Annotated in this window: 21 protein-coding genes; 11 read left to right on the top strand and 10 right to left on the bottom strand. The window is 67.4% G+C overall.

Going from position 1 to position 22,470, the window contains the following annotated elements; all coding sequences use genetic code 11:
• The first annotated feature begins 10 nt into the window (after window positions 1–10).
• Window positions 11–1,111, top strand: coding sequence for a M4 family metallopeptidase (locus tag J0F76_RS02660; RefSeq protein ID WP_207465421.1), 1,101 nt, complete (start codon window positions 11–13; stop codon window positions 1,109–1,111).
• Window positions 1,112–1,146: 35 nt separating this feature from the next.
• Window positions 1,147–1,428: a protealysin inhibitor emfourin gene (locus J0F76_RS02655; RefSeq protein ID WP_207465419.1), complete on the top strand. Its 282-nt coding sequence runs from the start codon at window positions 1,147–1,149 to the stop codon at window positions 1,426–1,428.
• 90 nt (window positions 1,429–1,518) lie between these two features.
• Here the strand turns inward: J0F76_RS02655 and J0F76_RS02650 are convergent, their stop codons facing one another.
• From J0F76_RS02650 to J0F76_RS02620, 7 genes are all read right to left on the bottom strand, one after another.
• Window positions 1,519–2,577 carry a DUF475 domain-containing protein gene (locus J0F76_RS02650; protein ID WP_207465417.1) on the bottom strand — a complete coding sequence of 353 codons (1,059 nt, stop codon included), beginning with the start codon at window positions 2,575–2,577 and terminating at the stop codon, window positions 1,519–1,521.
• 82 nt (window positions 2,578–2,659) lie between these two features.
• Window positions 2,660–3,622 (bottom strand): magnesium transporter CorA family protein, encoded by a 963-nt coding sequence (locus tag J0F76_RS02645; protein WP_207465416.1) that lies wholly within the window; start codon window positions 3,620–3,622, stop codon window positions 2,660–2,662.
• A gap of 100 nt (window positions 3,623–3,722) precedes the next feature.
• Window positions 3,723–3,926: a CsbD family protein gene (locus J0F76_RS02640; RefSeq protein ID WP_207465414.1), complete on the bottom strand. Its 204-nt coding sequence runs from the start codon at window positions 3,924–3,926 to the stop codon at window positions 3,723–3,725.
• A gap of 73 nt (window positions 3,927–3,999) precedes the next feature.
• Window positions 4,000–4,947: a 2-hydroxyacid dehydrogenase gene (locus J0F76_RS02635; protein ID WP_207465412.1), complete on the bottom strand. Its 948-nt coding sequence runs from the start codon at window positions 4,945–4,947 to the stop codon at window positions 4,000–4,002.
• On the bottom strand, window positions 4,947–5,279 hold the full coding sequence (locus J0F76_RS02630; protein WP_207465410.1) for a tRNA-binding protein: 333 nt from the start codon (window positions 5,277–5,279) through the stop codon (window positions 4,947–4,949). The genes J0F76_RS02635 and J0F76_RS02630 overlap by 1 nt, the downstream gene beginning before the upstream one ends.
• Window positions 5,276–6,088 (bottom strand): pyrroline-5-carboxylate reductase, encoded by an 813-nt coding sequence (gene proC / locus J0F76_RS02625; protein WP_207465408.1) that lies wholly within the window; start codon window positions 6,086–6,088, stop codon window positions 5,276–5,278. The genes J0F76_RS02630 and proC overlap by 4 nt, the downstream gene beginning before the upstream one ends.
• Before the next feature lie 35 nt (window positions 6,089–6,123).
• A complete protein-coding gene (locus J0F76_RS02620) occupies window positions 6,124–6,627 on the bottom strand; it encodes a type III secretion system chaperone family protein (protein WP_207465406.1) in 504 nt (167 codons plus the stop codon).
• A gap of 204 nt (window positions 6,628–6,831) precedes the next feature.
• Here J0F76_RS02620 and cobD point away from each other — a divergent pair, with 204 nt between their 5' ends.
• The 8 genes from cobD (at window position 6,832) to J0F76_RS02580 (ending at window position 17,868) form a co-directional block, all read left to right on the top strand.
• Window positions 6,832–7,797 carry a threonine-phosphate decarboxylase CobD gene (gene cobD, locus J0F76_RS02615; protein ID WP_207465404.1) on the top strand — a complete coding sequence of 322 codons (966 nt, stop codon included), beginning with the start codon at window positions 6,832–6,834 and terminating at the stop codon, window positions 7,795–7,797.
• A 100-nt stretch (window positions 7,798–7,897) separates the two neighbouring features.
• Window positions 7,898–11,230 (top strand): transglutaminase family protein, encoded by a 3,333-nt coding sequence (locus tag J0F76_RS02610; protein WP_207465402.1) that lies wholly within the window; start codon window positions 7,898–7,900, stop codon window positions 11,228–11,230.
• A gap of 6 nt (window positions 11,231–11,236) precedes the next feature.
• Window positions 11,237–13,624, top strand: a complete 2,388-nt coding sequence (locus J0F76_RS02605) for a circularly permuted type 2 ATP-grasp protein (protein ID WP_207465400.1) — start codon at window positions 11,237–11,239, stop codon at window positions 13,622–13,624.
• Window positions 13,624–14,502: a transglutaminase family protein gene (locus J0F76_RS02600; RefSeq protein ID WP_207465398.1), complete on the top strand. Its 879-nt coding sequence runs from the start codon at window positions 13,624–13,626 to the stop codon at window positions 14,500–14,502. Before J0F76_RS02605 ends, J0F76_RS02600 begins: the two co-directional genes overlap by 1 nt.
• Window positions 14,503–14,579: 77 nt before the next feature.
• Window positions 14,580–15,956 (top strand): GntP family permease, encoded by a 1,377-nt coding sequence (locus tag J0F76_RS02595; protein WP_207465396.1) that lies wholly within the window; start codon window positions 14,580–14,582, stop codon window positions 15,954–15,956.
• On the top strand, window positions 15,944–16,465 hold the full coding sequence (locus tag J0F76_RS02590) for a gluconokinase (protein ID WP_341351551.1): 522 nt from the start codon (window positions 15,944–15,946) through the stop codon (window positions 16,463–16,465). Before J0F76_RS02595 ends, J0F76_RS02590 begins: the two co-directional genes overlap by 13 nt.
• Window positions 16,466–16,653: 188 nt before the next feature.
• Window positions 16,654–16,905 carry a hypothetical protein gene (locus tag J0F76_RS02585; RefSeq protein WP_207465394.1) on the top strand — a complete coding sequence of 84 codons (252 nt, stop codon included), beginning with the start codon at window positions 16,654–16,656 and terminating at the stop codon, window positions 16,903–16,905.
• A gap of 81 nt (window positions 16,906–16,986) precedes the next feature.
• Complete coding sequence (locus tag J0F76_RS02580) at window positions 16,987–17,868, top strand: LysR family transcriptional regulator (protein ID WP_207465392.1); 882 nt, start codon at window positions 16,987–16,989, stop codon at window positions 17,866–17,868.
• Window positions 17,869–17,912: 44 nt separating this feature from the next.
• Here the strand turns inward: J0F76_RS02580 and glnA are convergent, their stop codons facing one another.
• Window positions 17,913–19,319: a type I glutamate--ammonia ligase gene (gene glnA / locus J0F76_RS02575; protein ID WP_207465390.1), complete on the bottom strand. Its 1,407-nt coding sequence runs from the start codon at window positions 19,317–19,319 to the stop codon at window positions 17,913–17,915.
• 82 nt (window positions 19,320–19,401) lie between these two features.
• Window positions 19,402–19,740 (bottom strand): P-II family nitrogen regulator, encoded by a 339-nt coding sequence (locus tag J0F76_RS02570; protein ID WP_207465388.1) that lies wholly within the window; start codon window positions 19,738–19,740, stop codon window positions 19,402–19,404.
• Between the two features lie 154 nt (window positions 19,741–19,894).
• On the opposite strand from J0F76_RS02570, the gene J0F76_RS02565 reads away from it, so the two are divergent.
• On the top strand, window positions 19,895–21,496 hold the full coding sequence (locus J0F76_RS02565) for an NAD(P)H-hydrate dehydratase (RefSeq protein ID WP_207465386.1): 1,602 nt from the start codon (window positions 19,895–19,897) through the stop codon (window positions 21,494–21,496).
• Here the strand turns inward: J0F76_RS02565 and nrdF are convergent.
• Window positions 21,445–22,416, bottom strand: a complete 972-nt coding sequence (nrdF, locus tag J0F76_RS02560) for a class 1b ribonucleoside-diphosphate reductase subunit beta (RefSeq protein ID WP_207465384.1) — start codon at window positions 22,414–22,416, stop codon at window positions 21,445–21,447. The genes J0F76_RS02565 and nrdF overlap by 52 nt on opposite strands.
• Between the last annotated feature and the right edge of the window lie 54 nt (window positions 22,417–22,470).

The raw sequence follows: 22,470 nt of genomic DNA, 5'->3' as shown, positions 1-22,470 counted from the left end.
GATTCGCCTCATGTGCTTTTCGCTCCATTGTTCGCATCACCATCCGGTCGCCTGCATCGTTCCGCCCTACATGCTGCGGGTGATGGCCCTGCGCGGCGATCCCAGAACGGCCGAGATGGCGCGGGCCCTTCTGAAGCAGACAGAAAAGCTGCGCGACGAGCGAGCCGAACTGAATCGCGGGGGCCTTCCGCCCGCCCACCCGATCAGCGGTGCCTTCGCGACCGCCGCCGTTTCCCCGGCCGAAGGACTGTGCTGCCCTGACCGGCGCATCCACGACGGTCAGCACAAGGCCGCCCTGCCCGGCAAGCTGATCCGGTCCGAAGGCGACGGCCCCACCGGCATTCCCGACGCCGACACCGCCTATGACGCGGCAGGCCAGGTGTTTTCCCTGTTCGCCAAGGAATACGGCCGCAATTCCCTCGACGGCGAGGGGATGCCACTGGTGGCCACGGTCCACCACCGCCGCGACTACAACAACGCCTTCTGGAACGGCACGCAGATGGCCTATGGCACGGGTGACGGCAAGGTCTTCCGCACCTTCCTGGAACTGTCGGTGATCGGGCACGAGATGGCGCATGGCGTGATCCAGCATTCGGGCGGGCTGATCTACGAGAACCAGTCGGGCGCGCTGAACGAAAGCATCGCCGATGTCTTCGGCAGCCTGGCGCTGCAGCGCGCCCTGGGGCAAGAGGTGCATCAGGCCGACTGGCTGGTGGGCCGCGGCATCCTCGGCCCCGGCATCAACGGCGCGGCCCTGCGCAGCATGAAGGCGCCCGGCACCGCCTATTCCGACGACCTGCTGGGCCAGGATCCGCAGCCCTGGCACATGGACCATTTCGTCGCCACCAGCGACGACAATGGCGGCGTGCACATCAACTCGGGCATCCCGAACCACGCCTTCTACCTGTTCTGCGCCTATCTTGGCGGCCGCGCGTGGGAACTGCCGGGGCGCATCTGGTATCGGGCGCTGCAGACGCTCAACAACCCGATGGCCAGCTTTTCCGACTGGGCGGATCAGACCATGGACGCCGCCATCGAACTGGCCGGGCGCGGCAGCATCGAGACCGTGATGCTGCGCCGCGCGTGGAAACTTGTCGGAATCGCGATCTAGGCCTAGATTCCCCCTGACATCGGGGGATCGACGCCATGATCATCGAAATCGCGGCCCAGGGCGGCTTTGGCGGCATCGCGGCCGCGAACCTGCACAAGACCATCGACGTTCAGGACCAGCCGGAACAGATGCGCCAGGATCTGTGCGAGGCGTTCGAGCCGGACCAGCTTGCCCGGCTGGCACGCCAGCCTTGCGGCGATTGTGCCGACCGGCTGACCTATCGCATCACCGTGACCGATGACCGCCGGACCCGCAGCTTCACCCTGCGCGAGGCGCAGATCCCGCCCGACATGCTGGATCTGATCGACCAGATGTAGACGGCGCGGTTCAGGGCCGCGCTTGTTTCATCCTGGCCAAAATATCCTCGGGGGGTCCGGGGGGCGAAGCGCCCCCGGCGGCGGCGGCCGTCAGCGATGCGCCTCGCCCTTGTGGCGGCGGTTCCACATGATCGAGTTCACGAAGGCCGTGGCAATGAAGACCGCGCCCAGCAGGCCGGTCACGACTTCGGGCAGGTGCCACATGGTCTGGCCGAACATGATGATCGACAGGATCAGGATAGACCAGAACGCCCCATGTTCCAGATAGCGGAATTCGGCCAGGGTGCCGCGTTCCACCAGCATGACGGTCATCGACCGTACATACATCGCGCCGATGCCCAGGCCGATGGCGATCAGGAACAGGTTCTGCGTCAGCGCGAAGGCGCCGATCACCCCGTCGAAGCTGAAGGACGCGTCCAGGACCTCCAGATACAGGAACCCGCCAAGGCCCGCCTGCGCCGTGCCGCGGGCGGCCTCCTGCGCCTGTCCCCATCGGTCAAGGACATGACCCAGCGCGTCCACGGCCAGAAACGTCACGATCCCCCACATGGCGCTGAACATGAAGATCTTCTCGTCCCAGGCCGGCAGCAGCCAGACGAAGACCAGGATCAGGACCAGGACGAAGCCGACCTCCATCCCGCGGACAGAGCCGCAGCGGCGCAGGGCCCGCTCGATCTTGCCGATCCAGTCCACCTCCTTCGACTGGTCGAAGAAGAAGGTCAGCGCGACCAGCATCAGGAAGGCGCCGCCGAAGGCCGCGATGGGCAGGTGCGCCTCGTGGATCAGGCGGGAATATTCCTGGGGGTTGGTGGCGGCCAGCTGGACCGCGGCCCAGGGCCCGATCTGCGCCGCGATCACCACGATCAGCAGCGGAAAGATGATCCGCATCCCGAAGACGGCGATGATGATGCCCCAGGTCAGAAAGCGGCGCTGCCAGACCGGCGCCATTTCCTTCAGCTTGTTAGCGTTGACGATGGCATTGTCGAAGGACAGCGACACCTCGAGGATCGCCAGCACGAGGGCGATCGTCAGGAAGGAAACCGCCCCCGCCGTGGTGCCGGTGAAGCGATGGCCCAGCCAGCCGGCCAGAAGGACGCCAAGCACGGTGACGATCAGCGGCCAACGCAGATAGGACAATGACGAGCGCATGAAACTCACTCCTGTTCGTGGCGCCCAAGGGGCGGATGGTCCCGCAGCGACAAGGGCCCTTGCGGCAAAGGGACGGGACGGCCTACAGCCAGCGCTTCCAACGCAGGACCAGCCAGGTCGCGGCAGCCGTCGCGGCCATCAGGCCCAGGGCCATCGGATAGCCCCAGACTTCGTCCAGTTCAGGCATCACCTCGAAGTTCATGCCGTAGATGCTGGCGATCAGCGTCGGCGGCAGGAACAGCGCCGCCACGACCGACAGGATGCGCACGGTGTTGTTCTGTTCCAGGTTGATCATGCCGAGCGTCGTGTCCACCGCCAGGCTGACGCGCGATCCCAGGAAGTCGGCATGGACCTCCAGCGCCTGGACATCGCGCAACTGGCCCTTGATGACCGGGCGCAGCCGGGCGGATTCGGGCTGTTCGTCAATGGCGGCGATATAGAAGGCCAGCATCCGCTCGATCGTCAGCAGGCCCAGGCGGATGCGGGCCATGGCCTCGGCCTCGCGGCCCACCTGGCGCAGTGCGGCCTGCAGACGGTCGCTCTGGCCGCGGGCGCTCTGCGTCTCGAAGATCATCAGCGTGGTGTCGTCCAGAAGCCGGCCCGAGCCCTCCAGGATGTCGGCCATGCGGGCGACGATCTCCTCGACCAGGCCGATGAACAGGCGGTGCGGGGTGGAACAACCCAGCGTGGAACGCTCGCCGCGTTCGGGAAAGGTCAGGAAGGGGCGCGGCGAATGGTGGCGCACGGTCACCAGCCGCTTGGGCGACAGGATGAAGCTGACCGGCATCGCCACGCGATTGCCGTCGCCGCGTTCGCCCGGCAGCACGGCGGTCATGTAGTCCATCCCCGACTCGCGGTACAGCCGGTTCGAGATCTCGATCTCTTCCATGTCGGCGAGGGTCGGGACATCGACGCCCAGTTCGTGCAGGCGGGCCGTTTCATCCTTGTCGGGGGCGATGAGGTCGATCCAGATCGCATCCTCCAGGGACGCGCCCTTCTCCTGGCGGGCGATGCGGCCCTGGCGGATGACATAGGAATACATCATGGATGCGACCCTCGGCTGGCTTCCGGCCTTGGTAGCGCGGCCGGGGGCAAAGAAAAAGGGTGCCAGGACGGCACCCCTTTCCTTCGGTTCGCAGGCCACGTCAGATGCTGCGGTCGCGGAAATGGTCGTCGATCTCGCGTTCGGCGTCGTTCTTGGTCCAGCCGTACTTTTCCTGAAGCTTGCCGGCCAGACGGTCCTTGTTCCCGTCGATCTGGGTCAGTTCGTCGTCCGTCAGGTCGCCCCATTTCTCTTTCACGGAGCCTTTGACCTGATTCCATTTTCCCTGGATGATGTCCCAGTTCATGAATGCCTCCTTTCGAAGCTGCGATGTGCCGGACTAACATTCCGCAGCTTCAGGGGGTTCCTGAAGGGCCCGATCACCTCACCCGATCGTGAGGGTCGCGGCCTTCGGCAAAGGCGATCAGGTTGTCCAGCGCGCGCAGGCCCATGTCGGTGCGCACGTCATCGGTCGCGGTTCCCAGATGCGGCAGCAGCGTCGCGTTCGGCGCGTCCAGCAGCGCCTGGGGAACATGCGGTTCGCGTTCGTAGACGTCCAGTCCCGCGCCCGCGATGCGGCGGTTCGCCAGCGCGTCGATCAGCGCCGCCTCGTCGACCACATCGCCGCGCGCGATGTTGACCAGATAGCCTTGCGGACCAAGCGCCGCCATCTGCGCCGCCCCGATCAGGTGGCGCGTCCCGGGGCCGCCCGGAACAGCGACGACCGCCACGTCCGCCTGCTGCAGCATCCCGTCCAGGTCCGCGATCTGGCGGGCCGGAAACGCCAGACCGGTGACGGGCGAGCGGTTGAAGAACACGACGTCCATCCCGAAGCCGTGGTGGCAACGCCGTGCGATGGCCTGGCCGATGCGACCCATGCCGATGATGCCCACGGTGCGGCCCGTGACGTGCCCGCCCAGAAGCTGCGTTGGGTTCCAGCCGGTCCACCGGCCTGCACGCAGCATCCGCTCTCCCTCGCTGGCGCGGCGCATCGTCATCAGGATCAGGGTCAGGGCAATGTCGGCGGTGGCGTCGGTCACGACGTCGGGGGTGTTGGTGACGATCACGCCCGCGGCAGAAGCCGCCTTGATGTCGATGTGGTTGTAGCCCGCCCCGAAGTTCGCAAGCATTCGGCAGCGCGGCCGATCCGCGAATGCGGCAGCCGTGAAGGCATCGCCCAAGGTCGGGATGATCGCATCGTAGTCGCGCAAGGCCTGCGCGGCCTCGGCTTCAGGCATTGGCGTGTTGTCGCGGAAGGTGGCGTCGAAACGGTCGCGGATGGCCTGGGTCGCGCGGTCGGTCATCGGGCGGGTGACAAGCAGGCGCATCAGAACATCCTTCCGCCGTTCGGGACGTCCAGGTCGGGGCGGATCAGCACGACCTCTCCGTCAGGGTCGGGAACGCCCAGCACCAGCACCTCGGACCGGACGGGCCCGATCTGGCGGGGCGGGAAGTTCACGACGCACAGCACCTGCTTGCCGACCAGATCCTCGGGCCGGTAGTGTTGGGTGATCTGGGCCGAGGACTTGCGTTCGCCCAACTCTCCTACATCGAGCCACAGCTTGATGGCGGGTTTTCGCGCCTCGGGGAAGGGTTCGGCGCGGGTGATGGTGGCGGCGCGGATATCGACCTTCAGGAAATCGTCGAAGCTGATGGTCATTGCGCTTTCCCCAGCTCGCGACCGCGCTCGGTCGCGGCGGCGACGGTGCGCGCCATCAGCGGCGGCAGGCCAGTGTCGGGGTCCATCAGAACCCGAAGCCCCGCCGCCGTCGTGCCGCCGGGCGAGGTGACGTTTTCGCGCAAGACCGCCGGGTCCTCATCCCCGTCGATGGCCAGGGCGCCTGCGCCGGCCACCGTCATGCGCGCCAGTTCCAGCGACAGCGCGGCGGGCAGGCCCTGCGCCTCGCCCGCTTTCGCCATCGCCTCGATCAGGTGGAAGACATAGGCCGGGCCGCTGCCCGACAGGCCGGTGACGGCGTCCATCTGGTCCTCGTGGTCCAGCCGGACAACGCGGCCCACGGCACCCATCAGCGTTTCCGCCAGATCAAGATGCGCCGCCGTCGCGCGGTCGTTGCCGATCATGGCGCTGATGCCCTGCCCGATGGCGGCGGGCGTGTTCGGCATGACGCGCACGATGGGCGCGCCGGGGAAGGCGGCCTCGTAGGTGGCGATGGTGGTGCCTGCGGCGACCGACAGGACCAGGGTGTCAGACAGGGTGGGCACCCCGCCCAGCGCATCCGCCATCATCTGCGGCTTGACCGCCAGGACCAGCACCGCCGGGTCGGCAGGCAGGTCCGCGTTCACCCGCAATCCCTTGTCCTGCCATTCGGGCGCAAGGCGCGGGTCGATCACCGTCACGGCGCCGGGTTCAAGCCCACGCGCCAGCCAGCCCCGCAGCATCGCGCCGCCCATCCGGCCGCAACCGACCAGCACCAGCCCGCGCTTGTTGATATCGTCGAAATCGCCCATCCGGCCCCCCTTGTCGCAGCGGGGCCACCTGCCCCTCATGCCCGTCCGTAGGCCTCGCCCAGGGCGATGTCCAGCGCAGCGGCGGGGGTGCTGTTGCCCCAAGCGACAAGCTGGAACGAGGGGTAGAAGCGCTCGCAGGAAATCAGCGCGTTGCCGATCATCTGGTCCACCTGCTCGGCCGAGGCGACCGCGTCGCCCGCCAGCACCAGCCCATAGCGCCACACCATCAGCCGCTGCTTCGACCAGAAGGTGAAGCCCCCGTCCCAGACCTGGTCGTTGGCCAGGTTCAGCGTCTCATAGACATGGGGCAGCCGGTCGGCGGGGGGGTCCAGGTCGAAGGTGCAGATCAGCCGCAGCACCTGCTCCCGGTGGGACCAGGCCAGCGTCAGCGAATAGCTGCGCCACTGCCCCTCGACCACCATGGCGATCTGATCGTCGGCAAGGCGATCAAAGTCCCAGTCATGATGGGCGGCCACAACCTCGACGATGTCGATGGGATGAATCTCGTCGGTCGGAATCACTGCTTCCGTTTGTGCCATGCCAGCATCCTGCCTCAGACGGGAAGCGATTCTGCTGCCGCTTACCCTTGGTTGAGAGCCAGACGGGCGATGTCGCCCGAATGTTCCTGCGGGCATCGTGGGCGCGATTTGCCACCCTGTAAAGCGATATTCCCGAAAATATTGTGGAAAACTGGCAGCCGGGATAGGCCGGGGGCGTCTGAATTCAAGCGGGGCGGGCCGATCATGAAACGGGACCACGGGGGCGACATCGATGCGGCCGCAGGGCGCTTTGGCCCTGGCGACTGGATCGACCTGTCCACCGGCATCAACCGGCGTCCCTGGCCGGTCGGGGACTTGCCGCCCGAGGTCTGGCGCGCCCTGCCGACAGCCTCTGCGACCGACCGGCTGATCCGCATGGCTTCGGACTGGTTCGGCTGCCCGGCCGACCGGGTCCTGCCGGTCGCGGGCGCCTCGGCCGCGATCCAGATGATCCCGCGCCTTTTGCCGGCGGGACGCGCGGCGGTGATCGCGCCCAGCTACAACGAACACGCGGCCAGCCTGCGTGCGGCAGGCTGGCGCGTGGCCGAGGTGGGGACGACCGAGGCAATGGCAGGCGCGGATCTGGCCGTCGTGGTCAATCCGAACAACCCCGATGGCCGCGACTGGCGGCCCGAGGTGCTGGCGCAGCTTGCCGGAGCGGTCGGCCACCTGGTCGTGGACGAAAGCTTTGCCGACGCCCGCCCCGACCTGTCGCTTGCCCCCGCGCTTCCCCCGAACGCGCTGGTCCTGCGCAGCTTCGGCAAGTTCTGGGGCCTGGCCGGGCTGCGGCTGGGCTTCGTGCTGGCGCGCCCCGACCTGCTGGCCCGCCTGTCCGAGGCTGCCGGTCCCTGGGCCGTCAACGGACCCGCGCTGCATATCGGCGCGCAGGCGATGGCGGATCGTGCCTGGGCCGACGACACGATTGTTCACCACGCCGAGGCCGCCCTGCGCCTTGATCGCCTGGCCCTGCGCGCGGACTGGCGTCCGGCGGGGGGCACGCATCTGTTCCGGCTTTACGACACCGGCGACGCCGCTTCCGCGCAGGACCGGCTGGCGCGCGCGCATGTCTGGTCGCGGCGCTTTCCTTATTCCCCGTCATGGCTGCGGCTGGGCATCCCCGGCAACCCGGCCGAGTGGGATCGGCTGTCGCACGCCTTGCGGAAAATCTAGGCAGAGCGTCCCCGGCAGGCCGCAGCGGCACCGCCCCGGCTTTCCTTCTCGCACGGGGCTTCACAATGTGTAAGCTGACGGCAAGGACAACGGGGGACGCATGTCGATCAAGGCCAGCATCTATCACCTGACGCACTACAAGTACGACCGTCCGGTGATCCTTGGCCCGCAGGTGATCCGCCTGCGCCCCGCGCCCCATTCGCGCACCCGCGTCATTTCCCATTCGCTGAAGGTCGCGCCCGAAGGCCACTTCGTGAACCACCAGCAGGACCCGTTCGGCAACTGGCTGGCCCGCTTCGTCTTTCCCGAACCTGTGCGCGAACTGAAGATCGAGGTCGATCTGGTCGCGGACATGACCGTCTACAACCCCTTCGACTTCTTCGTCGAGGACAGCGCCGAACACTGGCCCTTCGACTACGCCCCCGAGCTGGCCGAGGAGTTGATCCCCTACCGTCAGGTGGAACCCGCCGGGCCGCTGCTGTCGGCGCTGCTGGCCTCCATCCCGCGCGACAAGACCCGCACGGTGGATTTCGTGGTGGCGCTGAACGCCCGCATCGCCGGGGAAACCGGCTACACGATCCGCATGGAGCCGGGCGTCCAGACGCCTGAGGAAACGCTGACCCTGAAAAGCGGATCGTGCCGCGATTCAAGCTGGCTGCTGGTCCAGGCGCTACGCCACCTGGGCTTTGCCGCGCGCTTCGTGTCGGGATACCTGATCCAGTTGAAGCCGGACCTGCAGGCCTTGGACGGCCCGTCGGGCACGTCCCACGACTTCACCGACCTCCATGCCTGGGCCGAGGTGTACCTGCCCGGCGCGGGCTGGATCGGGCTGGACCCGACCTCGGGCCTGCTGACCGGCGAAAGCCACATCCCGCTGGCCGCAGCGCCCCATTACCGGTCTTGCGCGCCCATCAGCGGCATGGCGAGCTTTGCCGAGGTCGATTTCGACTTCGACATGCAGATCCGCCGCGTGGCCGAGCATCCCCGGATCACCAAGCCCTTCAGCGACGAGGCCTGGGCCGACCTGAACCGGCTGGGCCACCAGGTCGATGCCGCCCTGCGCGAGGGCGACGTGCGGCTAACCATGGGCGGGGAACCCACCTTCGTGTCCATCGACGACTTCGAGTCCGCCGAATGGAACACCGATGCGGTGGGGCCGGTGAAACGCCACCGCGCGGACGTGCTGATCCGCAAACTGCGGACCCGTTTCGCGCCGAACGGATTCCTGCACTACGGCCAAGGCAAGTGGTATCCGGGCGAGACGCTGCCGCGCTGGACCTTCTCGCTGTACTGGCGCAAGGACGGCCAGCCGGTCTGGCAAAACCCCGACCTGATCGCGCAAGAGGCAGACGAGAGCGACGTGACGTCCCTCCAGGCGCAGGAACTGCTGCGCGAGATGGCCGCCGAACTGGGCGTTTCCGACGATAACGTCCTGCCCGCCTATGAGGACCCCGCCGAATGGCTGGTGCGCGAGGCGAATCTGCCCGCCAACGTCACTCCCGAGAACAGCGAACTGGACGACCCCGAGGCGCGCCACCGCATCGCCGCCGTCTTCAACCGCGGCCTGACTGTGCCCACGGGCTTCGTGCTGCCGGTCCAGGCCTGGCAGTCGCGCGCGGGGCTGCGATGGTATTCCGAACGCTGGCGGCTGCGGCGCGGCCATGTCTTCCTGGTGCCCGGCGACAGCCCGGTCGGATACCGCCTGCCCTTGTCGTCGCTGCCGCACCTGCCGAAATCAGACTATCCCTATATCAACCCGACCGACCCGACTGTCGAACGCGCGCCCCTGCGCAATCCCGGAGAGATTGCGCTTGACCGCAAGTCCCAGCCGATGGCAAGCTTCGTCGCCAATCAGCCCATGCAGGACGTGGTCCAACAGGTGCCGGGCATGGGCCAGCCGGAACTGCAAGGGATGGTCCGCACCGCCTTGTCGGTCGAACCCAAGAACGGGCGTCTTTGCGTCTTCATGCCCCCCGTCGCCACGCTGGAGGAATACCTGGACCTGCTGCACGCGGTCGAGGCGGCGGCGCTGCGGCTGAACCTCAAGGTCCATGTCGAAGGCTATGCGCCCCCCCACGACCCGCGCCTCAACGTGATCCGCGTGGCCCCCGATCCCGGCGTGATTGAGGTGAACATCCATCCCGCCGCCGATTGGGACGACTGCGTGGCGATCACCCAAGGCGTTTATGAAGACGCGCGCCAGTCGCGGCTGGGCGCGGAAAAGTTCATGGTCGACGGCAAGCACACCGGCACCGGCGGCGGCAACCATGTCGTCGTCGGCGGTGCGACAACCAACGACAGCCCCTTCCTGCGCCGCCCGGATCTGCTGGCCAGCCTGATCCTGCATTGGAACCGGCATCCCTCGCTGTCCTATCTGTTCTCGGGCCTGTTCATCGGGCCGACGTCGCAGGCGCCCCGCATCGACGAGGCGCGGCACGACGCGCTGTATGAACTGGAGATCGCGCTGGCCCAGATCCCGGCGCCTTGGGCAGGCATCACCCCCCTGCCCTGGCTGACTGACCGGCTGCTGCGCAACATCCTGACGGACGTGACCGGCAACACCCACCGGGCGGAAATCTGTATCGACAAGCTCTATTCCCCCGACGGTCCCACCGGCCGCCTTGGCCTGGTGGAGTTCCGGGGCTTCGAGATGCCGCCCGACGCGCGGATGAGCCTCGCGCAGCAACTGCTGCTGCGTGCCCTGATCGCGCGATTCTGGCGCGAACCGGCCACCGGCGACCTGACCCGCTGGGGCACCGCGCTGCACGACCGCTTCATGCTGCCGCACTTTGTCTGGGCCGATTTCCGCGACGTGCTGCGCGACCTTTCCGACCACGGCTTTCCCATGCAGGAGGAGTGGTTCAAGGCCCAGGCCGAGTTCCGCTTCCCCTTCTGCGGCGAGGTCGAAGTCGAGGGCGTCCACCTGGAACTGCGCCAGGCGCTGGAACCCTGGCATGTCCTGGGCGAGACAGGCGCCATCGGCGGCACAGTGCGCTATACCGACAGTTCCACGGAACGGCTGCAGGTCAAGTTGTCGGCGGCGGACCCGTCGCGCTTCAAGGTCCTGTGCAACGGTCGCGCCGTGCCGCTGACCGACGTCGGCGCGGGCGAAGCCGTGGCGGGCGTGCGCTTCAAGGCGTGGCAGCCGCCGTCCGCCATGCATCCGGTGCTGCGGGTGGATGCGCCGCTGACCTTCGACATCCTCGACACCTGGTCGAACCGCCCGCTGGGCGGATGTGTGTACCACGTCGCCCATCCGGGCGGGCGCAACTACGACACCTTCCCCGTCAACGGCAACGAGGCCGAGGCGCGCCGCCTGGCCCGCTTCAGCCCGCACGGCCACCGCCCCGGCCATGGCCACGCGGTTCCCACCGAACGCATTCACCGCGAGTTCCCGCTGACGCTGGACCTGCGCCGCGCAGCCGGGGTCTGAAGCGGCATGGCGGGGGAACGGGCAAACTTGGCGAAACCGTCGCGGACCGCGACCTATCGCCCCCTGCCCGGCGTCCCGGACGAGATGGTCACCCCCGACGGCACCGTCCGCCCTCTGTGGCACAGGCTGGTCGCCCATCTGGACGGGCTGTCCGACGACCATCTGGCGCGCGACCTGTTCCGCGCCGACCGCTATCTTCTGGACAGTGGCGTCTTCTATCGCCAATACGGCGGCGGCCAATCGGTCGAGCGTCCCTGGCCGCTGAGCCACATTCCCGTCCTGCTGGCCGAGGAGGAATGGAAGAACATCGGCGCGGCGCTGAGACAGCGCGCCGACCTTCTGGAAGCGGTGATGGCCGATCTCTATGGCCCGAACGAACTGGTCGCGTCGGGGCGGCTGCCCGCCGCGCTTGTCGCGGGCAACCCCGAATGGCTGCGCCCGATGGTCGGCGTCAAGCCGAGGGGCGGGCATTTCCTGCATTTCCTGGCCTTCGAACTGGGGCGCGGCCCGGACGGCAAATGGTGGGTCCTGGCCGACCGGACGCAGGCACCCTCGGGCGCGGGCTATGCGCTGGAAAACCGGGTCGCCACCTCTCGCGCCTTTTCCGAACTTTATCCGGGCGAGAACGTCCACCGGCTGGCGGGCTTCTTTCGCGACTTCCGCGACGCGCTGCAGGCCCAGGCCAGCGACAAGGACAGCCGGGTCGCGATCCTGACCCCCGGCCCCATGAACGAGACCTATTTCGAACACGCCTATATCGCGCGCTACCTGGGCTTCACCCTGCTGGAGGGCGACGACCTGGGCGTGTCGGGCAACCGGCTGATGGTGCGCACCGTCCAGGGGATGCGGCAGGTCGATGTGCTGTGGCGCAGGCTGGATGCGCAATACGCCGACCCGCTGGAACTGGACGCGGGGTCCCGCATCGGCACGCCCGGCATGGTCGCCACGCTGCGGGCGGGGTCGGTCACGATGGTCAATGCGCTGGGCTCGGGCATCCTGGAAACGCGCGCGCTGATGGCCTTCCTGCCCAAGCTGGCGCCGGATCTGGCGGGCGCGCCGCTGGCCATGCCCAACATCGCGACCTGGTGGTGCGGCGATCCCGCCGCCCGCGCCTCGGTGCTTGCCAGTCCCCGGCGGATGGTCCTGGCCGACGCCCTGACAACCCGCCTGCCCTTCGACCCCAAGGACGACCTGACCCACGCCGTCGGATTGCCCGCTGATGCGCTTGCCCGGCGGCTGCGAGACCGAGGCGGCGATCTTGTCGCGCAAGAGGCCGTGACCCTGTCCACCACCCCCGCCCTTGTGGACGGCAAGCTGGTCCCGCGCCCCATGACGCTGCGCGTCTATCTGGCGCGGACCGCGACCGGCTGGGCGGTCATGCCGGGGGGCTTCGCGCGGATCGGCTCGGGCGCGGACGTCGCGGCCGTGGCGATGCAGGAAGGCGGGACGGCCGCCGACGTCTGGGTCATGAGCAACGCCCCCGTGCCCGCCATCACCATGGCCCGCCGGTCCGAGGCCGCGGACAAGCGCCTGGTGCCCGGAGGCCTGCCCGCGCGGGCGGCGGACAACCTGTTCTGGCTGGGCCGCTATGTCGAGCGAGCCGAAGGGATCGTGCGCCTGATGCGCGCCTATCACACCCGGCTGGCCGAAGCGGGCGATACCGGCGCGCATCTGCTGGCGGGCTTCGATCCCCTGCTCCGCCAGATGGGCATCGACCCGGACGCCCCCATTCCGCAACGGCTGCTGGACAACCTGTCCGCCGCCATCGGCAGCGCCGGCAGCGTGCGCGACCGCTTTTCGCCGGATGCCTGGTCAGCGCTGCACGACATCGACCGCAGCGCCCGCCGGATGGCCAGGACGGTGACGCCCGGCGACGACACGGCGCGCGCGCTGTCCGCACTGCTGCGCAAGCTGGCCGGCATCTCGGGCCTGGTGCACGAGAACATGTACCGCTTCGTCGGCTGGCGCTTCCTGACCATCGGGCGGCTGCACGAACGCGCCATGGGCACGGCGGCGCTGCTGGCGGTGTTGTGCGATCCCAAGGCGCCCGAAGGCGCGCTGGATCTGGCGATCGAGGTCGGTGACAGCGTCCTGACGCACCGCCGCCGCTTTGCGCTCAGCGCCTCTCGAGGGACGGTGATCGACCTGCTGGCGCTGGACCCGCTGAACCCGCGTGCGCTGCGCCACCAGATCGACGGGCTGCGCGAGCAGATCGACATGCTGCCCGCCGCCAACGAACACGGCGCCCTGTCGCCCCTGGCGCGGCAGGTGCTGCGCCTGCACGCGGATCTTGCGACCACCGATCACGGCAGCCTGACGACCGACGCGCTGTGGGGTCTGCGCGCGCGCATTGCCACGCTGTCGGATGTCCTGACCACGACCTACTTTCCCTGATGCTGTACCGCTTGCGCCTGTCCATCCGCTATGACTTCGCCCGTCCCACCGGGGCCGGGCGGCAGTTGCTGCGCATCAGCCCCGCCGACCTGCCGGGCCTGCAAAAGGTGCAGCAGACCAGCATCACCATCACGCCGCCGCCCGCCGAACGCAGCCACTTCACCGACTTCTTCGGCAACGAGGTCACGCAGGTGGTCCTGCCCGCCGGGCTGACGCATATCCGCTTCGACATGGCGGGACGGGTGCTGCGCCTTGGCGACGAGTCGGAACTGGATCTGTCGGCCACGCTGGACAGCCTGCCCGGCGACCTGAGGGACGTCACGGACCTTGGCCCCCATTCGCCCCATCACTTCGTGCGCCCGTCGCCCCGCATCCCCCTGGTGCCCCCCATCGTCGACTTTGCCCGCAGCGCCTGCGGCGACGCCGCGACCGTCCGCGAGGCCGTCGAATGCGTGGGCCACGCGATCCACGACCACATGCGCTTCGACGCCCGCGCGACCGAGGTGGACACCCCCATCGCCGACGCTTTCTCCGGACAGCACGGCGTCTGCCAGGATTTCTCGCAGATCATGATTTCGGGCCTGCGCGGCTTGGGAATCCCGGCGGCCTATGTCTCGGGCTTCCTGCGCACCGTGCCGCCGCCCGGCAAGCCCCGGCTGGAAGGGGCAGACGCCATGCACGCCTGGGTGCGGGCCTGGACAGGGGCCGAGGCGGGCTGGTGCGAATACGACCCGACGAACGCCTGCTTCGTGGCGGCCAACCACGTCACCATCGGCTATGGCCGCGACTACAGCGACGTGGCGCCCGTCACCGGCTCCACCAGGCTGGCGGGATCGCAGACGGGCAGCCACAGCGTGGACATCGTGGCCGAGGACTGACCTTCCGCGGCGTCGCATCGGTTGACGTTGGTAACGCTATCACGCAGAGGACGCTGACACGATCCGGGAGAGGTCTTTTGGAAAACGTCGAAACCGTTCACAGCACATTGTTCCTGCTGGGCACCGCCGCAGCCGCCGTCGCGCTGCTTCTGGTGCTGATCATGCGCTTCAAGGTGCATGCCTTCATCTCGCTGGTCCTGGTCAGTTTGCTGACCGCCCTCGTGACCGGCATTCCGCTGGCCGATGTGGTGCCGACCCTGCTGACGGGCTTCGGCAATACCCTGGCCACGGTCGCCCTGCTGGTCGGCTTCGGCGCGATGATCGGCCGCCTGCTGGAGGTGACGGGCGGCGCGCAGGTGCTGGCGGACCGGCTGATCAACAAGTTCGGCGAACACCGCGCGCCCTTCGCGCTTGGCGTGGCCTCGCTGCTGTTCGGCTTTCCGATCTTCTTCGACGCGGGCCTGATGGTCATGCTGCCGATCATCTTCAGCGTGGCGCTCCGCTTTGGCGGATCGGTGATCCTTTACGCCTTCCCCGCTGCCGGGGCCTTCGCGGTCATGCACGCGCTGGTGCCGCCGCATCCGGGGCCGGTTGCCTCGGGCGACCTGCTGGGCGCCGATATCGGCCTGCTGCTGATCGTCGGCACCATCGTGGCAATCCCGACCTGGTATATCGGCAGCTACCTGGTATCGCTGTTCCTGGGCCGGCGCTTCAACGTGCCGGTGCCGGAACTGCTGGGCGCGTCTGACGAGCACCGCCTGACTGGAGAGCCGCCGGCCTTCGGCACCGTCCTGCTGATCCTGCTGCTGCCGCTGATCCTGATCTTCTTCAACACCGGCCTGAACACGCTGGCCACGGCCGGGGTCGTGAACGGCGACGCCGGTTGGGTCAGCCTGCTGCGGATGCTGGGCCAGACCCCCGTCGCCCTGCTGATCACGCTGCTGATCGCGCTGTATCTGCTGGGGCGCGGCAACGATCCGGCGCGGATGGAAAAGATCGTGGACGGCGCGCTTGGCCCGATCTGCGCCATTGTCCTGGTCACCGGCGCGGGCGGCATGTTCGGTGGCGTCCTGCGCGCCAGCGGCATCGGCGAGGCATTGGCGGGCAGCATGCAATCCCTGGGCCTGCCGTTGATCGTCGCGGCCTTCGTGATCGCGACCGCGCTGCGCGTCGCGCAGGGATCGGCCACCGTGGCGCTGACCACGACCGCCAGCCTGATCGCGCCGACCGTGGCCGCGACGCAGGGACTCTCGGAACTGGACCTGTGCTTCCTGGTGATCGCGATCGCGGGCGGCGCCACGGTTCTCAGCCACTTCAACGACTCGGGGTTCTGGCTGGTCGGGCGCTTCCTGAAGATGGATGAAACGACCACCCTGCGGACCTGGACCGTGATGGAGACGACCATCGGCCTGACCGCCTTTGCCTTCGCCCTGCTTGGCTGGTGGCTGCTGTGACCGGCCCGCAGCACATCGTCGTCATGGGCGTGTCGGGCGCGGGCAAGACCACGACGGGAGAGGCCCTGGCCGCCCATCTCGGCTGGCCCTTCGTGGAAGGAGACGCCTTCCACCCCCAGTCGAACGTGGACAAGATGGCCCATGGCACGCCCCTCACCGACGCCGACCGCCAGCCCTGGTTGCAGGCCCTGGCCGACCAGATCGCGGCGGCCGAGGCGCGGGGCGAAAGCTCGGTGCTGGGCTGTTCGTCGCTCAAGCGCAGCTATCGCGACATCCTGCGCACCGGCGCGCCGCGCGTCCGCTTCCTTCATGTCCACGGCACGCGAGAGGTTCTGGCGGACCGGCTGAACCACCGCGCAGGGCATTTCTTCCCACCCAAGCTGCTGGATTCGCAACTGGCGACGCTGGAGCCGCTGGCCGAGGATGAGGACGGCGCGGTCATCGACATGATGCTGTCGCCGCGGGATCAGGTCGCCCAGGCCATTCGCCTGCTGGGGCTGGCCCCCTGACCGCACGGGAAAGGCCGCCCTGTCCGGGCGGCCTTTCCTTTTCCTGTCCGCACCTTCGGGATCGTGCCATGAATGACGGTCGATTGTGCAGCACTGTCGAACACTGAAGCCAGCATCCAGCGACTAATCCTTGCTGTTTCAGGTCGTTATCTCTGTGTCATCGAAATGACACGAGAAGGAACTGTCCGATGAAAAACATTGCAACGATCATCGGCGCGCTGGTTCTGGCAACGGGCGCCGCCCAGGCCGCCGGATTGAACGAGACCAACAGCCACAACGACATGCCGACCGCCCCCGTTACGGCCCAGAACCCGGTGCAGGTGAAGGCGGCCCAGGTGCTGTCCCCCTCTGAACGTGCGCGCCGCGGTGTTTCCGCCAATGCGGACCTGACCGTCAGCGACTTTTCGGCCCCCGGCCCGCGCTCGACCTATACGCGCTGATCCCCGGGATCGGCCCCCTGAACGCCGCCCCTGTCCAGGGGGCGGTTTTCCTTTTTCCAAGACAGGTGCATGGTGGCGCCCATGGATATCGGCGTTTTCCGTACATTCGTCAGCGTCGTGGACGAGGGCAGCTTTGCCGCCGCAGCATCGCGCATGGGCATTTCCCGCAGCCTGTGCAGCAAGCACGTCGCCGACTTGGAGACCTTCCTGGGCGTGCGCCTGCTGGTGCGCACCACGCGCAAGGTGACGCCGACCGCCGCCGGCCTGTCCTACAGCCGCGACCTGCGCGACATCCTGGCCCGGCTGGACGGCGCGACCGAGGCCGTCAAGGCCACCACGACCAGCCGGTCCGGCGCGCTGAAGATCGGCAGCCCGATCTTCTACACGCTTAAGGTGCTGCAACCGCACCTGCTGGTCTTCATGGAACGCTATCGCGACATTCAGTTGCAGGTCGTCCTGGACGACGGCACCAGCGACATCGTGGGCGAAGGTTTCGACGCGGTGATCCGCATCGGCAACCTGGCCGATTCGACCCTGCACGCCCGGAGGCTGCATTCGGTGCGGATCCTGCTGGTCGCCTCGCCGGACTACCTGGCGCGGGCCGGGCGCCCCGAACGGCCCGCCGACCTGCTGCGCCACGACTGCCTGCATTACACCAACCTGCCCGGCACCATGACCTGGCCCCTGCGCCGCGGCAGCCGGACCATCCGGCAGTTGATCCGGCCCAGTTTCTCGTCGAACAACACCGAGCTGCTGCATTCCATGGCCCTGAACGGACGGGGCCTGGCCCTGCTGCCGGAATTCATGGTGGGCGACGACCTGGCGGCGGGCCGATTGGCGGTGCTGATGACCGACTACACCCTGCCCGACCTGCCGGTGAACCTCGTCTATCCGTCGGGAAAGTTGCAGACGGGAGCCATGCGCAGCTTTGTCGACTTTGCCGTCAGCCTGCGCCTGGGATGAAAAAGGCGCCCGAAGGGCGCCTTTTCCGGTCACTGTCCCAAGCCTCAGCAGCTGTAGTACATCGCGTATTCGATGGGGTGTGGGGTATGCTCGTAGGCATAGACCTCTTCCCACTTCAGCTTGATATAGGCTTCCAGCTGGTCGCGGGTGAAGACGTCGCCCTGCAGAAGGAAGTCCATGTCCTTCTCCAGTTCCTCCAGCGCCTCGCGCAGCGAACCGCAGACGGTCGGGATTTCGGCCAGTTCTTCCGGCGGCAGGTCGTAAAGGTCCTTGTCCGACGCGGGGCCCGGATCGATCCGGTTCTTGATCCCGTCCAGGCCCGCCATCAGCAGGGCCGCGAAGGCCAGGTAGGGGTTGGCCGCCGGATCAGGGAAGCGGGCCTCGACACGCTTGGCTTTCGGCGATTCGGTCCACGGAATGCGGACGCAGCCCGACCGGTTGCGCGCGGAATAGGCGCGCAGCACCGGGGCCTCGAAGCCCGGGATCAGCCGCTTGTAGCTGTTCGTCGAGGGGTTGGTCAGCGCGTTCAGCGCCTTGGCGTGCTTCAGGATGCCGCCGATGAAGTACAGCGCCTCCTGCGACAGGTCGGCGTATTTGTCGCCGGCGAACAGCGGCTTGCCGTCCTTCCAGATCGACATGTTGACGTGCATCCCCGACCCGTTGTCGCCCTTCATGGGCTTGGGCATGAAGGTCACCGACTTGCCATAGGCATGGGCGACGTTGTGGATGACGTACTTGTATTTCTGGATGTTGTCGGCCTGTTCGGTCAGGCCCCCGAAGATCAGGCCCAACTCGTGCTGGCCCGAGGCGACCTCGTGGTGGTGCTTGTCCACCTTCATGCCCATCCGCTTCATGGTGGACAGCATCTCGCCGCGGATGTCCTGGCCGGCGTCGATGGGGTTGACCGGGAAATAGCCGCCCTTGTGGGCCGCGCGATGGCCTTGGTTGCCCATCTCGTATTCGGTGTCGGTGTTCCAGGCCGCGTCGACGGAATCGATCTGGTAGGACACCTTCTGCGGCGACACCTGGTAGCGGACGTCGTCGAAGATGAAGAACTCGGCCTCGGGGCCGCAATAGAAGGCGTCACCGATGCCGGTGGACTTCAGATAGGCCTCGGCCTTGACGGCGGTGCCGCGCGGGTCGCGGGCATAGGCCTCGCCCGTATCCGGCTCGACCACGTTGCAATGCACGCACAGCGTCTTTTCGGCATAGAACGGGTCCATGTAGGCCGAGGCGGGATCCGGCATCAGCTTCATGTCGGACTGGTCGATGGATTTCCACCCGGCGATCGAGGAGCCGTCGAACATGAAGCCTTCCTCGAAGAAGTCCTCGTCGATCAGATCCACGTCCAGCGTCACATGCTGAAGCTTGCCCTTGGGATCGGTGAAGCGGACGTCCACATAGGCGACCTCCTCGTCCTGCAGCAGCTTCAAAACGTCATTGACTGTCATCTCTTCCCTTTCTTCGTAGAAGCGGCCCGGACACGAACGGCGCCGGGCACGTTAGTCCTGTTGGGTATGGCTGTTCTTCTGGTCAGACAGCGTCGTCGCCGGTTTCACCCGTGCGGATGCGGATTGCCTGCTCGACAGGCGATACGAAAATCTTGCCGTCGCCGATCTTCTCGGTGCGGGCCGCGCTGACGATGGCGTCCACCGCCGCCTCGACCTGGTCGTCGGGTAGGACCATCTCGATCTTCACCTTGGGAAGGAAATCGACCACGTATTCCGCGCCGCGATAAAGCTCGGTGTGACCCTTCTGGCGGCCGAAGCCCTTGACCTCGGTGACGGAAAGACCCTGCACGCCCACTTCCTGAAGCGCTTCCTTCACATCATCCAGCTTGAACGGCTTGATGATCGCCTCGACCTTCTTCATCGCAATGATCCTTCCTCGCGGCTTGCCTGACGCCTGATTGGCGGGTTTCATGGCGTGGGTAAACGGGCCGCAGCACGGATCGCGCCCGCAAACTGAAGGACCGGGGGTTTGTGCCTAATTTTTGTTCTTCCTGATGAATGAAAGGGCATTCGCCATGCTGGAAAGCACCGAGGTTCTGACGACCGCCCAAATGCGCGCCATCGAATCCGCCGCCATGGCCACCGGACAGGCGACCGGGCTGCAGTTGATGGAACGCGCAGGCCGCGCCGTGGCGGGCCAGATTCGCCTGCGCTGGCCCAAGCCGCGGCGCGTGACGGTGCTGTGCGGCCCGGGTAACAACGGCGGCGATGGTTATGTGGTGGCGCGCCTGCTGCACCGGGCCGGCTGGCAGGTGCGGGTGCTGGGGACGGACAACCCGCCCGGGCCGGACGCGGCCCAGATGAAGCGGCAATGGCAGGGGATCGGGCGCATCGAGCCGCTGACCCTGGCCGTGCTTCAAGGCGGTGCCGAAGGCGGTGTTCATGTGGATGCGATTTTCGGCACCGGTCTGACCCGCCCCCCCGAGGGAGAAGTCGCCGCGATCCTGCACCATCTAGGACGCATCAAGCCCCCCCTCGTGGCGGTCGACTGCCCCAGCGGGCTGTGCATGGACAGCGGAGCCTTGCTGGGACATCCGCGCGGCGGCGGCGATCTCGCCCCCCATGCCAACGTCACCGTGGCCTTTCACAGGCCCAAGCCCGGCCATGTCATCGGCCTGGGCCCCCTGCTGTGCGGTGAACTGGTGATTGCCGACATAGGACTGCACGACGTCGACAGTGCCCCGACCGCCCGTCCGGCTGTCATCTGGCCCCCGTTCGATATTCCACGCGACCAGCCGGACCGGCCGCCGACCAACCCGCTTCTCAAGCAGTCGCCCTTGCATCCTCACAAATACAGCCATGGCCACGCGCTGATCCTTGCCGGAGGCCCCGCCAGGGGGGGTGCCGCGCGCCTGTCCGCCCGGGCGGCGCTGCGGATCGGCGCGGGCCTCGTGACCCTTGCCCCCCCGGCCGAGGCCCTGCCCGACCATATAGGCCAGCCCGACGCACTGATGCGCCGCGCCGTTGATCACGAGCTGCAAGAAACCTTGGCCGACACTCGCCTCAACGCCATCTGCATCGGCCCGGGCTGCGGCATTGACCGGGCCGGCGCCCTTCTGGCCGACCTGCTGCCCGCGCGCCGCGCCACCGTCCTGGACGCCGATGCACTGACCGCCCTGTCACGGGATGCAGCCCTGACGGCCGCGCTGCACGACGCCTGCGTCCTGACGCCCCACATGGGCGAATTCGCCCGCCTGTTCCCCGACCTCGCCGAACGGCTGGCGGCCACGCCGAGCGAAGGCCCCGCCTATTCCAAACTGGACGCCGCCCGCGATGCCGCCGCCCGCTGCGGCGCCGTGGTCCTGCTGAAAGGCCCCGACACGGTGATCGCCGCCCCGGACGGCCGTGCCCGCATCCATTCCGCCTTCGACGTGCCGTGGCTCGCCACGGCAGGCGCGGGCGACGCGCTGGCGGGGATGATCACCGGGCTGCTGGCGCGCAGCCTGCCACCGCTGGAGGCCGCCAGCCTAGGCACGCTGATCCACGCCCAGGCCGCGCGCCTGTTCGGCCCAGGCCTGATCGCGGACGACCTGCCAGAGATGATCCCGCAGGTCCTGCGCGCGCTTCAGAAGTTCCAGTCCTCGTCCTCTGTCGCGACCGCCTTGCCGATGACATAGGACGACCCCGAGCCGCTGAAGAAATCGTGGTTCTCGCTGTCGGGCGACAGCGCGGCCAGGATCGCCGGGTTCACCTCGCAGGCGGCGGGCGGGAACAGCGCCTCGTAGCCCAGGTTCTGCAGCGCCTTGTTGGCGTTGTAGTGCAGGAAGGCCTTCACGTCTTCGGTCAGGCCGATGCCGTCGTAAAGCTCGGCCGTGTATTTCTGCTCGATGTCGTAAAGCTCGAACATCAGCGAGAAGGCGAAATCCTTCAACTCGGCCCGCCGCGCCTCGTCCACGCGCTCCAGCCCGCGCTGGAACTTGTAGCCGATGTAGTATCCATGCACCGCCTCGTCGCGGATGATTAGGCGGATCAGGTCGGCGGTGTTGGTCAGCTTGGCCCGGCTTGACCAGTACATCGGCAGGTAGAAGCCCGAATAGAACAGGAAGCTTTCAAGGAACACGCTGGCGATCTTGCGCTTCAGCGGATCGGACCCGGCCTTGTATTCCTCCAGGATCAGCCGCGCCTTGCCTTGCAGATGCGGGTTCTCCTCGGACCAGCGGAAGGCCTCGTCCACTTCCTTGGTCAGGCACAGGGTCGAGAAGATCGAGGAATAGGACCGCGCATGAACCGCCTCCATGAAGGCGATGTTGGACAGCACCGCCTCCTCGTGCGGGGTGATCGCATCCGGCATCATCGACGGCGCGCCGATGGTGTTCTGCACCGTGTCCAGCAGCGTCAGCCCGGTGAAGACGCGGATCGTCAATTCCCGCTCGGCCGGACGCAGCGTGGCCCAGCTTTGCACGTCGTTCGACAACGGCACCTTTTCCGGCAGCCAGAAGTTCACCGTCAGCCGGTTCCAGACCTCCAGGTCCTTGTCGTCGTCCAGACGGTTCCAGTTGATCGCGCGCGCGACCGTCTGCATCTGCTGATCCTTCATCGCCGAAGAACCCCTTTCATTCATCTTGGCAAAAATATCCTCGGGGGGTCCGGG

Origin of the sequence: Paracoccus fontiphilus (genome assembly GCF_017356265.1) — a bacterium.
GTDB classification, from domain to species: Bacteria; Pseudomonadota; Alphaproteobacteria; order Rhodobacterales; family Rhodobacteraceae; genus Paracoccus; species Paracoccus fontiphilus.
Note: the sequence above shows the minus strand (reverse complement) of the source record. Positions and strands in the feature narration are given on the sequence as shown.

Bases quoted from the DNA above. Each gene is read 5' to 3' on its own strand.
- J0F76_RS02660 (WP_207465421.1), top strand. From the start codon at position 11: ATGTGCTTTTCGCTCCATTGTTCGCATCACCATCCGGTCGCCTGCATC.
- J0F76_RS02655 (WP_207465419.1), top strand. From the start codon at position 1,147: ATGATCATCGAAATCGCGGCCCAGGGCGGCTTTGGCGGCATCGCGGCC.
- J0F76_RS02650 (WP_207465417.1), bottom strand. From the start codon at position 2,577: ATGCGCTCGTCATTGTCCTATCTGCGTTGGCCGCTGATCGTCACCGTG.
- J0F76_RS02645 (WP_207465416.1), bottom strand. From the start codon at position 3,622: ATGATGTATTCCTATGTCATCCGCCAGGGCCGCATCGCCCGCCAGGAG.
- J0F76_RS02640 (WP_207465414.1), bottom strand. From the start codon at position 3,926: ATGAACTGGGACATCATCCAGGGAAAATGGAATCAGGTCAAAGGCTCC.
- J0F76_RS02635 (WP_207465412.1), bottom strand. From the start codon at position 4,947: ATGCGCCTGCTTGTCACCCGCCCGATGACCGACCGCGCGACCCAGGCC.
- J0F76_RS02630 (WP_207465410.1), bottom strand. From the start codon at position 5,279: ATGACCATCAGCTTCGACGATTTCCTGAAGGTCGATATCCGCGCCGCC.
- proC (WP_207465408.1), bottom strand. From the start codon at position 6,088: ATGGGCGATTTCGACGATATCAACAAGCGCGGGCTGGTGCTGGTCGGT.
- J0F76_RS02620 (WP_207465406.1), bottom strand. From the start codon at position 6,627: ATGGCACAAACGGAAGCAGTGATTCCGACCGACGAGATTCATCCCATC.
- cobD (WP_207465404.1), top strand. From the start codon at position 6,832: ATGAAACGGGACCACGGGGGCGACATCGATGCGGCCGCAGGGCGCTTT.
- J0F76_RS02610 (WP_207465402.1), top strand. From the start codon at position 7,898: ATGTCGATCAAGGCCAGCATCTATCACCTGACGCACTACAAGTACGAC.
- J0F76_RS02605 (WP_207465400.1), top strand. From the start codon at position 11,237: ATGGCGGGGGAACGGGCAAACTTGGCGAAACCGTCGCGGACCGCGACC.
- J0F76_RS02600 (WP_207465398.1), top strand. From the start codon at position 13,624: ATGCTGTACCGCTTGCGCCTGTCCATCCGCTATGACTTCGCCCGTCCC.
- J0F76_RS02585 (WP_207465394.1), top strand. From the start codon at position 16,654: ATGAAAAACATTGCAACGATCATCGGCGCGCTGGTTCTGGCAACGGGC.
- J0F76_RS02580 (WP_207465392.1), top strand. From the start codon at position 16,987: ATGGATATCGGCGTTTTCCGTACATTCGTCAGCGTCGTGGACGAGGGC.
- glnA (WP_207465390.1), bottom strand. From the start codon at position 19,319: ATGACAGTCAATGACGTTTTGAAGCTGCTGCAGGACGAGGAGGTCGCC.
- J0F76_RS02570 (WP_207465388.1), bottom strand. From the start codon at position 19,740: ATGAAGAAGGTCGAGGCGATCATCAAGCCGTTCAAGCTGGATGATGTG.
- J0F76_RS02565 (WP_207465386.1), top strand. From the start codon at position 19,895: ATGCTGGAAAGCACCGAGGTTCTGACGACCGCCCAAATGCGCGCCATC.
- nrdF (WP_207465384.1), bottom strand. From the start codon at position 22,416: ATGAAGGATCAGCAGATGCAGACGGTCGCGCGCGCGATCAACTGGAAC.